Below are 14,600 nucleotides of genomic sequence, written 5' to 3'. Positions count from 1 at the left end.
CTTAGTGGCAGGGACTACGCCCGTGGTCGAGCCGCGCACCCGCGGGCACCTTGCCGGGTTCGGCCGGCAGGAAGCGCCACTCGTAGGCGCCGTCCAGCAGGCGCAGCGCGAGGACGCCATCATAACTGGCTTCGCGCACTTCGCTGTTCGGGGCAAAGAATACGAAAGGCGTGGCGTAAGCCCCGCCGGTGCCGACCACGAACTGGCGCAGGCCGCGCGGCGCCGGCTTGCCGTCGGCGTCTTGCGGCGCGAAGCGCTCATAGTCGTGGTCGTGGCCCGACAGCACCAGCTCGGCGCCGGCCGCGTGCAGCAGCGCAAACGCGTCGCGCATCCGGCCCGGCGGCGGATGCCCGCCCGAACTGTACAGGGGATGGTGCCAGAAGGCGAGGGTGCAGGTGGCAGGCTGTTGTTTCAGTTCGGCGCGCAGCCAGTCGATCTGGGCCGCATGCGCCGCGCCCTTGAGGTTGCTGTCGAGCGAAATCACCAGCCAGCTGCCCAGGCGCAGGCTGTAGTAGCCGCGCCCGGCGCGCGCGCCGAAATACTCGAAATACGGCCTGGCCCCGGCCGTTGCGTATTCGTGGTTGCCGGGCGTGGGCCAGGTGCGCTCGCGAAAGCGCCCCCAGGTCGGGCCGTAGCAATCCCTGAATTCGGCTGCGGTGCCGCGCGGATAGGTATGGTCGCCCAGGCTCAGCACCGCCGATTGCGGGTCGGCCCGCAACAGGCCTTCGACCAGGTTCGCGGTGGCGGCCGCGCCCGACCAGCGCGGGTCCGGGTGCTTGCAGCGCGCGATGTCGCCAGCGGCATAGACCGTATAGGCGCTCGCGAAGGCGCAGGCCGGCGCGGCGCCGGCGAGCAGCGCCAGGGCCCCCGCCATGCGGCAGGCGGGTTTGAGCATCGCCGGCTTTATTCGATGAAGCGCAGCAGGCCGCGCAGCGCATGCGCCACGGTCTGCTCGCGCACGGACTGGCGGTCGCCCTGGAACACCAGCCTTTCGGTGAACGTGGTGTCGCCGCGCGACCAGCCGAAGCACACCGTGCCCACGGGTTTGCCCGGCACAGCGCCGGTGGGGCCGGCGATGCCGGTGGTGGACAGCGCGACGTCGGCCGTGCTGCTGGCCAGTGCGCCCTCGGCCATCTTGCCCGCGACTTCTTCGCTGACCGAGCCGAACTGCGCGATGAGCGCGGCCGGGACGTCGAGCAGCTCGCTCTTGGAGGCATTCGAATAGGTGACGAAGCCGCAGTCGAACCAGCCGGTGGAACCCGCGATTTCGGTGATGGCCTGGGATACGCCGCCGCCGGTACAGGACTCGGCAGTGGCCAGGACCAGGCGCTTGGCCTCGAGTGCGCGGCCAACTTTGCTAGCTAGATCGAGAATATCGTTCGTCACGTGAGGCTCCTTTGAGTGCTGGTCGGGGTCGGGCCGCGCGAGCGTGCCGGCGTCGCTGCAGGGATGGCGCACCCGAGTGCGCGCAAGTTCATTCTAGCGCGCTCCGCCCCGTCCTGGCACGGGTTGGATCGACAAAATGCTACCCTCCGTGCATAGATGGGCGTACGGCGCGAGACAATGTGAATCGTTAAAGGTTCCGTGCGACATGTCACACAACGGTAAGCTATGCTGGTCACGCCCCATCGCCCGACCCGGCAAGGGCCACTTTTCCGTTTTCGTAGGACCCTCGATGCCGCTCGAACGAATTGCGCGTAACCGGATGGGGCCGGCGCATCCGTGCGGCACGCCCCCCACTGCCTGGCCGGCGCCGGAGGCCGCATGGCCGCGCTGAACTCGATCCGCACCAAGCTGGTGACGGCGGTGATGACGACCACCCTCGCGGCCCTGCTGGTCTCGATCGCGATCATCATCGGCTACGACCTGCGCCATTACCACCGCACCCTCACCAACGACCTCGCCACCCAGGCCGAACTGGTCGGGCACATGACCTCGGCCGCGCTGACCTTCGACGACCCGCGCCTGGCCAACGAGAACCTGGCGCTGCTGCGCACCCGTCCGCAGGTGCGCGCCGCGGCGATCTACGACGCCAAGGGCGACCTGTTCGCGTCCTACCAGGCTGCCGGGGAAACCCGCGCCATGCCCGGCGTGCTTTCCGGCGCGCCCGGCACCGACGGCGACGACCTGATCATTCACCAGGGGATCGTCGAGAACGGCGACACGCTCGGCACGGTCTACCTGCGCGCGGAAAACCAGCTGCTGGAGCGCACCCTGAGCTACCTGAGCATCGCGGCCGGCGTGACCCTGCTGGCGATGGGGGTGGCCTACCTGCTGGTGCGGCGCATGGGGCATGTGGTGACGGCGCCGATCGTGGCCATCACCGAGATCGCGCGCGACGTCGTCGCCACCCGCGACTATTCGCGCCGCGCGCCGCGCATCAGCAACGACGAAGCCGGCGAGCTGGTCGACTCGTTCAATGCGATGCTGATCGAGATCGAGGGCCGCACGCGCGAGCTGGAAACCTCCAGCGCCGAAATCGCGCACGAGGTGCAGGAACGCTCGCGCGCCCAGCAGGAAGTCATGCGCCTGAACGAGCAGCTCGAGCACCGGGTCGACGAGCGCACCCTGCAGCTGGCGCTGGCCAATGCCGAACTGGCCAACGCCATCGAAGAAGCGAGGAGCGCGAACCAGGCCAAGTCGGCGTTTCTCTCGTCGATGAGCCACGAGCTGCGCACGCCGCTCAATGCGATCCTGGGCTTTGCCCAGATCCTCACCTCCGACAGCCTGCCCTCGACGCTCGAGCAGAAAAAGGAATTCGCCAACCATATCCTGAAGTCCGGCCGCCACCTGCTCACGCTCATCAACGAGATCCTCGACCTGGCCAAGGTGGAGTCGGGCACGGTGACGCTGTCGATGGAACCGGTGGCGCTGTCGGACACGCTGCTCGAATGCCGCGCCATGGTGGCCCCGATCGCGGCGGCGCGCGGCGTGCGCGTGCTGTTCCCGGAAGCGCCGGGCGCGGTGGTGCTGGCCGACCGCACGCGCCTGAAGCAGGTGCTGCTCAATTTGCTGTCGAATGCGGTGAAATACAACCGCGAGGATGGCGCCGTGGTCCTCACCTGCGAGCAGGTGGCCCCGAGCCGGCTGCGCATGGCGGTGCAGGACACGGGCGTGGGCCTGGATACGGAACAGGTGGCGAGCCTGTTCCAGCCGTTTAACCGGCTCGGCCAGGAGGGCGGCAACCAGGAGGGCACCGGCATCGGCCTGGTGGTCACCAAGCGCCTTGTCGAACTGATGGGCGGCGACATCGGCGTGACCAGCAGCCCCGGCGTTGGCAGCGTGTTCTGGATCGAGCTGGCCACCACCGCGCCGCTGGCGGTCCCGGTGCACGAGGGCGCGCAAGCCTTGCCGGTGCTGCCGACCCTGCCGCGCGAAGGCGAGCCGCATGTGATCCTGTACGTCGAGGACAACCCGGCCAACCTGCGCCTGGTGGAAGAAATCGTGCGCTTCCGCGACGACCTGCGCCTGCTGTCCGCGCCCGACGGCCATGTCGGCCTGGCGCTGGCGCGCGAGCAGCTGCCCGAGATTATCCTGATGGACCTGAACCTGCCCGGCATGAGCGGCATCGACGTGCTCAAGCAGCTGCGCTCCGATCCGCTGACGGCCGCCATTCCCGTGATCGCCCTGACTGCCAACGCCATGCCGCGCGATATCGAACGCGGCCAGGCGGCGGGCTTCAACCGTTACCTGACCAAACCGATCGACATCGACAAATTCACCGAAGCGATCAACAGTACGCTGGCGGTGCTCCACCCCGTTGGAGCGCTGCCTGCCGAAAGGAAGGCCGAATGATTTCATTGTCCGACATCCGCCGCGCGCGCATCCTCGTGGTGGACGACGAGCCCGTCAACGTCCAGCTGCTGGAATACCTCCTCAAGACCACCGGCTACGAGAACGTCTCGAGTACCAACGACCCGCGCCAGGTCGTGTCGCTGCACCTGAAGCACCGCTTCGACCTGATCATCCTCGACCTGCACATGCCCGGCATGGACGGCTTCGACGTGATGGAGGCGCTCAAGCCGCTCGAGAGCGACTCGTGGCTGCCGGTGCTGGTGGTGACGGCCGAACCGGACAAGAAGCTGGCCGCGCTGGAAGCCGGCGCGCGCGACTTCATCGGCAAGCCCTTCGACACCGTGGAGGTCATGACGCGCATCCGCAACCTGCTGGAAGTGCGCCTGCTGCACCGCGAATCGCAGGACTACGGCGTGGGGCTGGAACGCGAGGTGCGCGAACGCACCGCCGAGCTGGCGCGCTTTCGCGGCGCGATGGACGCCACACCCGATGCGATCTTCCTGATCGACACCGCCAGCATGGCGATGGTGGACGTGTCCGACGGCGCCTGCCGCATGCTGGGCTTCTCGCGCGAGGCGCTGCTGCGGATCGACCCGGTGGCCCTGGGCCTGGGCACGCGCGAGCTGCTCGAGCGCCACCTGGCGGCCGACGCGCCGGCCACACGCGCCTTTGCCGGCGCCGACGGCGACGAAGGCGGCATGCACCCGGCGCCGCGTTTCGACACCATGCCGGGCGATATCGTCGAGACCGAACTGCTGCGCGCCGGCGGCCAGGGCGCGGTCCCGGTGGAGATCAGCTGGAAGCTGCAGGATCTCGGCAAGAACCGCATGCTCATCGCGGTGGCGCGCGACATCAGCGAGCGCCTGCATGCCCAGCAGCGCATGCGCCACATGTCGCATTACGATGCGCTCACCGGGCTGCCGAACCGCACGCTGTTCTTCGAGAACCTGAACGTCGCGATCGAACTGGCGCGCGACAAGAACTGGCGCGTGGCGGTGCTGTGCATCACGCTCGACCGCTTCAAGATCATCAACGATTCGCTCGGCACCGACCTGGGCGACGAGCTGCTGGGCCAGTTCAGCAATCGCCTGGTGCGGGTGGTGCGCCTGCGCGAATCGGCGGGCCGGCTGGGCGGCGACGAGTTTGCGCTGTTCCTGACCATGACGCGCGACCAGCAGGAAGCGGTCAACATGGCCAACGAAGTGCGCGACGCGCTGCGCGCGCCCTTCGACCTGCGCGGCCAGCAGGCCGGGCTCACGGCCAGCATCGGCATCGCCATGTATCCGGAAGACGCGCTCGACCCGGGCACCCTGGTGAAATACGCCGACGCGGCCATGGTGCGCGCCAAGGAAGCGGGGCGCGACGGCTACCGCTTCTTCACCGCCGGGATGAACGTGCAGGTGCTGGCGCGCCTGGACCTGGAGCTGGCCCTGCGCGGCGCGCTCGAGGACAAGCAGTTCGTGCTCTACTATCAGCCCAAGCTCGAGCTCAATACCGGCCGCGTATCGGGCATGGAAGCGCTGCTGCGCTGGAACCGTCCCGGTTTCGGGCTGGTCTATCCGGCCGAATTCGTGCCGATCATGGAAGAGACCGGGCTGGTGGTGCGGGTCGGCGACTGGATCGTCGACGAGGCCTGCCGCCAGATCGCGGCCTGGAACAAGGAAGGCTTGCGCGAAGTCCGGGTGGCGGTGAACGTGTCGAGCCGCCAGTTCGTCGAGGGCGACCTGGAGGGCGTGATCCGCGCCGCGCTCGAGCGCCATGGCGTGGAGCCGGGCATGCTGGAACTGGAGCTGACCGAAAGCGCCCTGATGTCCAATGCCGAGCACACCATCGAGGTGCTGGGCCGCCTGCGCGAGCTGGGCATCCGCATCGCGATCGACGACTTCGGCACCGGCTACTCGAGCCTGGCCTACCTCAAGCGCTTCCCGATCGACAAGCTCAAGATCGACATCGCCTTCGTGCGCGACATCGTGACCAACCCGGACGACGCGGCCATCGCGCTGGCCATCATCAGCATGGCACACAGCCTGCACATGCAGGTGATCGCCGAAGGGGTGGAGACGCGGGCCCAGATGGCCTACTTGCGGCGCAACCGTTGCGACGAGATCCAGGGTTTTCACTTTTCGCGCGCGCTGCCCGCCGTGGAGGCGGCGCGCCTGGTGCAGGAGAACCGCATCCAGCCCGACACGCCGCCCACGCACGACGACAAGGTGCAGACCCTGCTCATCGTCGACGACGACGTCAACGTGCTCACTTCGCTGCACCGCCTGTTCAGGCGCGACAACTACCGCGTGCTGACGGCGTCCTCGCCGGCCGAGGGTTTCGACCTGCTGGCCCTGTACCGCGTGCAGGTGATCCTGTGCGACCAGCGCATGCCGGTCATGAGCGGCACCGAATTCCTCAGCAAGGTCAAGGAGATGTACCCGGAGACGATCCGCATCATCCTGTCGGGCTATACGGGCGTGGAGTCGGTGCTCGATTCGATCAACCGCGGGGCGATCTACCGCTTCTATACCAAGCCCTGGCACGACCTGCAGCTGCGGGAGAATATCCGGCTGGCGTTCCGCCATTACTGGCTGACGTATGGGCCGTACGACGACCGCAAGGAGCCGCGCGACGAGGACGAGGACGAGCCGGGCAAATCAGCCGTGCATCAGCTGAAGTGATCCCACCCGCTCAGTTGCAGGTCGAGCGGCGCGCCGTTTGCATCGACGAAGCGCAAGCCCGGCGCCGCCTCGATCCTTCCCACGCGCGTCACCGCCGTGCCGCTCGCACGCCCCGCCTCGATCACCGCTTCGCGATTGGCGACGGGCGCCGTGAAGCACAACTCATAATCGTCCCCACCGGCCGCGGTGAAGCGCCGCCGCAAGGCCAGCTCCTGCCGCGCCAGCACAGGTCCTGCCGGCAGCGCATCGACGTCCAGCGTCGCGCCCACCCGCGAAGCCGCCAGGATGTGCCCCAGGTCCCCCACCAGACCATCCGAGATGTCGAGCGCGGCATGCGCGATGGGCTCTGCGGCGAGCGCCAGGCCCAGCGCCACCCGCGGCGCCGGCATGTGCATCCGCTGCGCCGCCTGCGCGTGGTCCGCGTCATCGAGCGCCACTTCCTTCCAGGCCGACGCCAGCGCCAGGCGCGCATCGCCCAGCGTCCCGGAAATCCAGATGTCGTCGCCCACCCGCGCCGCATCGCGCCGCAGCGCGTGGCCGGGCGCGAGCTCGCCGAACACGGTGATGCAGATGTTCAGCGGGCCCTTGGTGGTGTCGCCTCCCACCAGCTCGCAGCCATGCGCATCGGCCAGCTCGAACAACCCGCGCGAAAAGCCCTCCAGCCACGCCGGGTCGGCAGCCGGCAGGCTGAGGGCCAGCGTGAAGGCAAGCGGGCGCGCGCCCATCGCCGCCAGGTCCGACAGGTTCACGGCCAGGCTTTTATGGCCGAGCATCGTGGGATCGGCGCCGGCGAAGAAATGCCGGTCCTCGACCAGCATGTCGCTGGAAATCGCAAGCTGGCGTCCGGGAGCGGGCGTGAGCAGGGCGCAGTCGTCGCCGATGCCCAGATCGGCCCGGCCCGGCCGGTCGCGTTTGAAGAACTGCCTGATGAGGTCGAATTCGGAAAGCATGGGCGGATTGTACCGGCAGCCGGCATCGGCCATACAGCTTGGCACGGCCATCACGATATCGATATGGCGCGGCGGGCCCGGGTGATCGTACTATTAGCTCGGCAACTAAATCGACGCGATATATCTGCCCAGCTTATGGATCGGCCGGCCCCTTGTTGAAAATACGTAGCCTTCGATAAGTGCTCGTCTGATAAAATTGGAGGTTCCCCTCTAGTATCAGGAAGGCTGCCCAGCATGGATTCGTCATCGGACAAAAAAGAAGAATTGCGTCAACAACTGCGTGCTGCAGCGCTCGAGTACCACCAGATTCCCCGCCCCGGCAAGATCAGCGTGACCCCGACCAAGGGCCTGCTGAACCAGCGCGACCTCGCGCTGGCCTATTCGCCGGGCGTGGCTGCGCCTTGCGAAGAGATCGTCAAGGACCCCGCCAATTCGTTCAAGTACACCGCGCGCGGCAACCTGGTCGCCGTGATCACCAACGGCACCGCCGTCCTCGGCCTGGGCAATATCGGCCCGCTGGCCTCGAAGCCGGTCATGGAAGGCAAGGGCGTGCTGTTCAAGAAGTTCGCGGGCATCGACGTCTTCGACATCGAGATCGCCGAGAACGACCCGAACAAGCTGGTCGACATCATCGCCTCGCTCGAGCCGACCTTCGGCGGCGTGAACCTGGAAGACATCAAGGCGCCCGAGTGCTTCTACATCGAGCGCAAGCTGCGCGAGCGCATGAAGATCCCGGTCTTCCACGATGACCAGCACGGCACCGCGATCATCGTCGGCGCGGCCATCCTGAACGGCCTGAAGGTCGTGAACAAGGACCTGAAAAGCTGCAAGCTGGTGGTCTCCGGCGCCGGCGCGGCCGCGCTGGCCTGCCTCGACCTGATCGTCGACCTGGGCTTCCCGATCGAGAACATTTTTGTCACCGACCTGGCCGGCGTGGTCTACAAGGGCCGCGCGGAACTGATGGACCCGGACAAGGAGCGCTTCGCGCAGGATACGCCGCACCGCTCGCTGGCGGAAGTCATCCCCGGCGCCGACATCTTCCTGGGTCTCTCGGCCGGAGGCGTGCTGAAGCAGGACATGGTGGCCGCGATGGCGCCGAGCCCGCTGATCCTGGCCCTGGCCAACCCGAACCCGGAAATCCTGCCGGAAGACGTCAAGGCCGTGCGCAGCGACGCGATCATCGCCACCGGCCGTTCGGACTACCCGAACCAGGTCAACAACGTGCTCTGCTTCCCGTACATGTTCCGCGGCGCCCTCGATTGCGGGGCCACGACCATCACGCGCGAAATGGAAATCGCGGTGGTGCATGCGATCGCCGATTTGGCCCACGCCGAGCAGTCGGACATCGTGGCCTCGGCCTATGGCATCGCCAACCTGTCCTTCGGCCCGGAATACCTGATCCCGATGCCGTTCGATCCGCGCCTGCTGACCCATATCGCGCCGGCGGTGGCCAAGGCCGCCCAGGACGGCGGCGTGGCCACGCGCCCGATCGCCGACATGGAAGCCTACGCCGAGAGCCTGCAGCAGTTCGTCTACCGCAGCGGCACCTTCATGAAGCCGCTGTTCTCGGTGGCCAAGGCCGCCCAGGCCGAGGTCAAGCGCATCGTCTACGCCGAGGGCGAGGAAGAGCGCGTGCTGCGCGCCGTGCAGGTCGTGGTCGACGAGAAGCTGGCGCGCCCGATCCTGGTCGGCCGCCCGGCCGTGCTGGAAAAGCGCATCGAGAAATTCGGCCTGCGCCTGAAGCTCGGCGAGCATTTCGACGTCATCAATCCCGACTTCGACGAGCGTTACCGCGATTACTGGCAGACTTACCACCAGATGGTGATGCGCAAGGGCGTGACCGTGGACATGGCCAAGCTGGCCATGCGCCGCCGCCATACCCTGATCGGCGCGATGATGATCCACAAGGGCGACGCCGACGGCATGATCTGCGGCACCTACGGCACCACCTGGACCCACCTGGAATTCATCGACAAGGTGCTGGGCCGGCGCGAGGGCACGAATGTGTACGCGGCGATGAACATCATCATCACGCCCGAGCGCCAGCTGGCCATCCTCGACACCCACGTCAACGAGAACCCGAGCGCCGAGGAAATCGCCGAGATGACCATCATGGCGGCCGAGGAGCTCGAGCGCTTCGGCATCACCCCGCGCGTGGCGCTGCTGTCGCACTCGAACTTCGGCACCTCGAACGGCGAGTCGGCAGTGAAGATGCGCACCGCGCTGGCGCTGGTGCAGCAGAAGGCCCCTGGCCTGGAAATCGACGGCGAGATGCATGGCGACGCCGCGCTCGACTCGAAGATGCGGGCCAAGATCATGCCGCAGTCGACGCTCAAGGGCGACGCCAACATGCTGGTGATGCCGAACATCGACGCCGCCAACATCTCCTACAACCTGCTCAAGACCGCGGCCGGCAACGGGATCGCCGTCGGCCCGGTGCTGCTGGGCTGCGCACGCCCGGTGCACATCCTGACCCCGTCGGCGACGGTGCGCCGCATCGTCAACATGACCGCGCTGTGCGTGGTCGACGCGGTGTCGCAGCGCTAGGCGGCGCGTCAGCGTGGCGCCGGGGCAGGCCCCGGTGCCATGTCTGGCGCGGCCGATTTTGGGCTGTGTCAGCCGGGAATGTCGGAAAACTTCACTATTTGTCTTCGCACAAATACAACGGTAACAAACCGTAAGCGGGCGACGGACCCCAGCCATTTCAAGGCATAATGACTAGATATCCGTTGCTTTTCTTGCACGACTTTCTATCGTGCAAGGGTGTGAGTTTCCCCTCTCTGTTACAATCCCGGCTCGTCATTTGTCTGGCGGCCTGCGAGACCATCTTCTAGAACCCAAGAACATGCAAACAACAAAAAGAGCCCTGATCACTGGCATCACCGGCCAGGATGGCGCCTACCTGGCGCAGATCCTCCTGGAAAAAGGTTACCACGTGACCGGCACCTATCGCCGCTCCAGTTCCGTCAATTTCTGGCGCATCGAAGAACTTGGTATCGAGAAGCACCCGAATTTGTCCCTGGTCGAATACGACCTGACCGACCTGTCCTCGAGCATCCGCCTGGTCGACAATGCCCAGCCGGACGAGGTCTATAACCTGGCGGCGCAAAGTTTCGTCGGCGTGTCCTTCGAGCAGCCGGTGGCTACCGCCTCGATCACCGGCATCGGCGCGGTCAACCTGCTCGAAGCCATCCGCATCGTCAACCCGAAGATCCGCTTCTACCAGGCATCCACCTCCGAGATGTTCGGCAAGGTGCAGGCTGTCCCGCAAGTCGAGGACACCCCGTTCTATCCGCGCAGCCCTTACGGTGTGGCCAAGTTGTACGCGCACTGGATGACGATCAATTACCGCGAGTCTTATGACATCTTCGGTTCCTCGGGCATCCTGTTCAACCACGAGTCGCCGCTGCGCGGCCGCGAGTTCGTCACCCGCAAGATCACCGACTCGGTCGCCAAGATCGTCCTGAACAAGCTCGACGTGCTCGAGCTGGGCAACCTGGACGCCAAGCGCGACTGGGGCTATGCCAAGGAATACGTCGAAGGCATGTGGCGCATCCTGCAGGCTGACCAGCCCGATACCTTCGTGCTGGCCACCAACCGCACCGAGACCGTGCGCGACTTCGTCACCATGGCCTTCAAGGGCGCCAACATCGACCTCGAATTCACCGGCTCCGGCGAAGACGAGACCGGCCACTGCGCCCGTACCGGCAAGACCCTGGTGCGCGTCTCGCCCAAGTTCTACCGCCCGGCCGAGGTCGAGCTGCTCATCGGCGATCCGGCCAAGGCCAAGCGCGTGCTCGGCTGGGAGCCGAAGACCACGCTGGAAGAGCTGTGCCAGATGATGGTCGACGCCGACCTGCGTCGCAACGAAATCGGGTTCTCGTTCTGATATGGAGCGTGTGGCCACTGGCGACATCCCGGCATTCATCGGCGGGAGGGAAGGCGAGGGACGCCGCGCGCTCATCACGGGCCTGCGCGGCTTCACCGGCCATTACCTGGCGCAGGAGCTCACTGCCGCCGGCTACCGCGTCTACGGCACCGTCATGCCGGGCGAAGCGCTCGGCCCCGACATCCATGCGCTCGACCTGTGCGACCGCGAAGCGGTGGCGCGCATGGTCGAAGAAGTCCAGCCCGACGTGGTCGCCCACCTGGCGGGCATCGCCTTCGTGGCGCATACCAATTCCGAACTGATCTATCGGGTCAACGTGGTCGGCTCGCGCAACCTGCTCGAGGCGCTGGCCGCCGCGTCGCACCGCCCCACCAGCGTGCTGCTGGCCTCGTCGGCGAATATCTACGGCAATGCCAACGTTCCCCTCATCGACGAGAACGTGGCTCCAGCCCCGGCCAACGACTACGCCGTCAGCAAGCTGGCCATGGAATACATGGCGCGCCTGTGGATGGACAAGCTGCCGATCACGATCGCGCGCCCGTTCAACTACACCGGCGTGGGCCAGGCCGAGAACTTCCTGTTGCCAAAGATCGTCTCGCACTTCCGCCGCAACGAGCGCCGCATCGAACTGGGCAACCTGGCGATCGCGCGCGATTTCTCCGACGTGCGCATGGTCTCGCGCGCCTACCGCCGCCTGCTGGCGGTGGCGCCGAGCGGCGAAGCCTTCAATGTCTGTTCCGGCAGCTCGCATTCGCTGGCCAACCTGATCGACATGATGAGCGAGATCGCCGGCTACCACATCGACGTGCACGTCAACCCGGCCTTCGTCCGGGCCAACGACGTGCTCACGCTGGCCGGCAGCAACAGCAAGCTGACTGCCGTCATCGGCCAGCTCGAACCGACGCCGCTGTCCGAGACGCTGCGCTGGATGTACCTGGCGTGAGTGGCGGCGGTCTCACCGTCGGACTCGGGACGACCATGATCGAACCGGGCCTGACCGGCGGCCGCCTCGACGGCATCGGGGTCTACACCCGCGCCCTGATGCGCCATCTTCCCCGCGCCGGCTGCACCGTCCTTCCCTTTTCCTGGCCGCGTGTCCGTGGCGGACATGGCGGCATCAGCATCGGCCGGCCGCTGCCGCAATCCTTCGAAGCCGCCTCCCTGATCGACCTGGCCACGCCCGGCGCCCACCGCGTGCACATGCCGGCCGACCTGTTCCACGTCACCGACTACCGCATCGTGCGCATGGATTGCCCGGTGGTGGCGACCCTGCACGACGCGCTGCCCATCAAGTATCCCGAGTGGTGCAACCCGCGCCTGCGCACGCTCAAGAACTGGCTCCAGCGCAAGGCCACGGCCAAGGCCGACCATGTGATCGCGCTGTCCCATTTCGCCATCGACGAGCTGGTCGAATGCTTCGGCGTGAACCCGAACCGGGTCTCGGTGGTGTACTGCGGCGTGGACGACGAATGGCTGGAACCGGCGGACGAGCCGGCCGTGGCCGCGACCCTGGCCACATACCGGCTCACGCCCGGCTACTTCCTCACCGTCGGCACCCTGCAGCCGCGCAAGAACGTCGGCCGCCTGCTGGACGCCTGGCTCACGCTTCCCAGGCAGCTGCGCGACGAGCGCGCGCTGGTGGTGGTGGGCGCGCGCGGCTGGCGCTGCGAGGAACTCGTGGCACGCCTCGAACAGGCGCGCGCCGACGGCGAGAACATCGCCTGGCTCGATAAGCTCACCGACCAGGCGGAGCTGCGCCACCTGTTCCTGGGCGCCGGCGTGTTCGCCTTCCCCTCGCTCTACGAAGGCTTCGGCATCCCGGTGGTGGAAGCCTTTGCCTCGCGCGTGCCGGTGGTGGCCTCGAATGCCAGCTCGCTGCCCGAAGTCACGCAGGGCGCGGCGCTCGAGGTCGATCCCTCGAGCGTGGGCGAACTGGCCGATGCCATGCAGACCCTGGCCACTGACGCCGCCGAGCGCGCCCGCTGCATCGCGGCCGGCCGCGCGCGCGCCGAACAACTCACCTGGCACGCCACCGCACGGCAGACCGCCGCGGTGTACCGAACCGTTCTTTCGCAGTAAGCTCCCAACATGCGTGTCCTTCATTTCTACAAGACGTACTATCCGGACTCGGTGGGCGGCATCGAACAGGTGATCCGCCAGCTGTGCGTCGGCACGACGCGCCTGGGCGTGACCAACACCGTGCTGTCGCTGTCGCGCCAGAAAGACCTGGCGCCGATCCAGTTCGACGGCCACACCGTGCAGCGCGTGCCGCTCAATTTCGAGATCGCTTCCAACGCCTGCTCGGTGCAGGCGCTGGGCGCGCTGGCGCGCATGGCCAACGAGGCCGACGTCGTGCACTACCACTTCCCCTGGCCCTTCATGGACATGGCGCATTTCATCTCGCGCGTGAAGAAGCCGACCGTGGTCAGCTACCACTCCGACATCGTGCGCCAGAAGCACCTGCTGCGGCTGTACCAGCCGCTCAAGCACCGCTTCCTGCGCAGCGTCGACAGCATCGTCGCTGCCTCGCCCAACTACCTGGCTTCCTCGACCGTGCTGGCGCGCTACCGCGACAAGACGCGCGTCATCACCTACGGCCTGGACAAGACCACCTACCCGAGCGTCGATCCCTGCCGCCTGGCGCACTGGCGCGCGCGCGTTGGCCCCAAGTTCTTCCTGTTCGTGGGCGTGCTGCGCTACTACAAGGGCCTGCACATCCTGCTCGAGGCGGCCAAGGGGCTCGACTACCCGATCGTCATCGTCGGCACCGGCCCGGAAGAGCAGGCGCTGAAGGAACAGGCGCAGCGCCTGGGCCTGAGCAACGTGGTGTTCACCGGCGCGCTCGACGAAGCCGACAAGGCGGCCCTGCTCACGCTGTGCTATGCGCTGGCCTTCCCCTCGCACCTGCGCTCGGAAGCCTTCGGCATTTCGCTGCTGGAGGGCGCGATGTACGGCAAGGCCATGATCTCCTGCGAGATCGGCACCGGCACCACCTATATCAACATCGGCGGCGAGACCGGCCTGGCCGTGCCGCCGTCCGACCCGCAGGCCCTGCGCGGCGCCCTGCATACGCTGTGGGAAAACCCCGAGCTCACGCGCCGCATGGGCGTGCAGGCCGAGGCGCGCTACCACGAACTGTTCACGTCGGAGCGGATGGCGGCCAGTTATACGGCCCTGTACCAGGAGCTGGTGGCGCGCAAGGCGCCGGCTAGTGCCGGAAGCGGCGTCGGGCTGGCGGGGTTGCCGCCGACGCGATAAGCGGTGGCCGGCGCGGGTCCGCGCCGGCATCCAACCGAGAAA

The 14,600-nt window shown here is 67.0% G+C and carries 10 protein-coding genes; 7 read left to right on the top strand and 3 right to left on the bottom strand.

The genetic code is table 11. The features are described 5' to 3' along the window. Window position 1: 1 nt before the first annotated feature. Window positions 2-895: a metallophosphoesterase family protein gene (locus tag AC3XQU_RS02830; RefSeq protein ID WP_489872603.1), complete on the bottom strand. Its 894-nt coding sequence runs from the start codon at window positions 893-895 to the stop codon at window positions 2-4. A gap of 8 nt (window positions 896-903) precedes the next feature. After that, on the bottom strand, window positions 904-1,386 hold the full coding sequence (locus AC3XQU_RS02825; protein ID WP_489872602.1) for a CinA family protein: 483 nt from the start codon (window positions 1,384-1,386) through the stop codon (window positions 904-906). Window positions 1,387-1,764: 378 nt separating this feature from the next. Between AC3XQU_RS02825 and AC3XQU_RS02820 the strand changes: the two genes are divergently transcribed. Both AC3XQU_RS02820 and AC3XQU_RS02815 read left to right on the top strand, forming a co-directional pair. After that, window positions 1,765-3,795, top strand: a complete 2,031-nt coding sequence (locus tag AC3XQU_RS02820; RefSeq protein ID WP_489872601.1) for a sensor histidine kinase, YfiR-like protein-associated — start codon at window positions 1,765-1,767, stop codon at window positions 3,793-3,795. Continuing rightward, window positions 3,792-6,461 carry an EAL domain-containing protein gene (locus tag AC3XQU_RS02815; RefSeq protein WP_489872600.1) on the top strand — a complete coding sequence of 890 codons (2,670 nt, stop codon included), beginning with the start codon at window positions 3,792-3,794 and terminating at the stop codon, window positions 6,459-6,461. The genes AC3XQU_RS02820 and AC3XQU_RS02815 overlap by 4 nt, the downstream gene beginning before the upstream one ends. On the opposite strand, the gene thiL is transcribed toward AC3XQU_RS02815, so the two are convergent. After that, the gene (thiL, locus tag AC3XQU_RS02810) at window positions 6,449-7,411 is read right to left on the bottom strand and encodes a thiamine-phosphate kinase (protein WP_489872599.1); all 963 of its coding nucleotides are present in this window, start codon (window positions 7,409-7,411) and stop codon (window positions 6,449-6,451) included. The genes AC3XQU_RS02815 and thiL overlap by 13 nt on opposite strands. 234 nt (window positions 7,412-7,645) lie before the next feature. Here thiL and AC3XQU_RS02805 point away from each other — a divergent pair, with 234 nt between their 5' ends. From AC3XQU_RS02805 to AC3XQU_RS02785, 5 genes are all read left to right on the top strand, one after another. Continuing rightward, window positions 7,646-9,958, top strand: a complete 2,313-nt coding sequence (locus tag AC3XQU_RS02805) for an NADP-dependent malic enzyme (protein ID WP_489872598.1) — start codon at window positions 7,646-7,648, stop codon at window positions 9,956-9,958. A gap of 298 nt (window positions 9,959-10,256) precedes the next feature. Continuing rightward, a complete protein-coding gene (gmd, locus tag AC3XQU_RS02800; protein WP_489872597.1) occupies window positions 10,257-11,300 on the top strand; it encodes a GDP-mannose 4,6-dehydratase in 1,044 nt (347 codons plus the stop codon). 1 nt (window position 11,301) lies between these two features. Further along, window positions 11,302-12,243: a GDP-mannose 4,6-dehydratase gene (locus tag AC3XQU_RS02795; RefSeq protein WP_489872596.1), complete on the top strand. Its 942-nt coding sequence runs from the start codon at window positions 11,302-11,304 to the stop codon at window positions 12,241-12,243. A gap of 35 nt (window positions 12,244-12,278) precedes the next feature. Beyond that, window positions 12,279-13,379 (top strand): glycosyltransferase family 4 protein, encoded by a 1,101-nt coding sequence (locus AC3XQU_RS02790; protein ID WP_489872595.1) that lies wholly within the window; start codon window positions 12,279-12,281, stop codon window positions 13,377-13,379. 9 nt (window positions 13,380-13,388) lie between these two features. Beyond that, window positions 13,389-14,558 (top strand): glycosyltransferase family 4 protein, encoded by a 1,170-nt coding sequence (locus AC3XQU_RS02785; RefSeq protein ID WP_489872594.1) that lies wholly within the window; start codon window positions 13,389-13,391, stop codon window positions 14,556-14,558. The last annotated feature ends 42 nt before the right edge of the window (window positions 14,559-14,600 follow it).

The sequence above is a fragment of the Telluria sp. AZSoR62 genome (assembly GCF_058111565.1).
The sequence above is the reverse complement of the archived record's forward strand: the minus strand, read 5'-3'. Positions and strand labels throughout refer to the sequence as shown.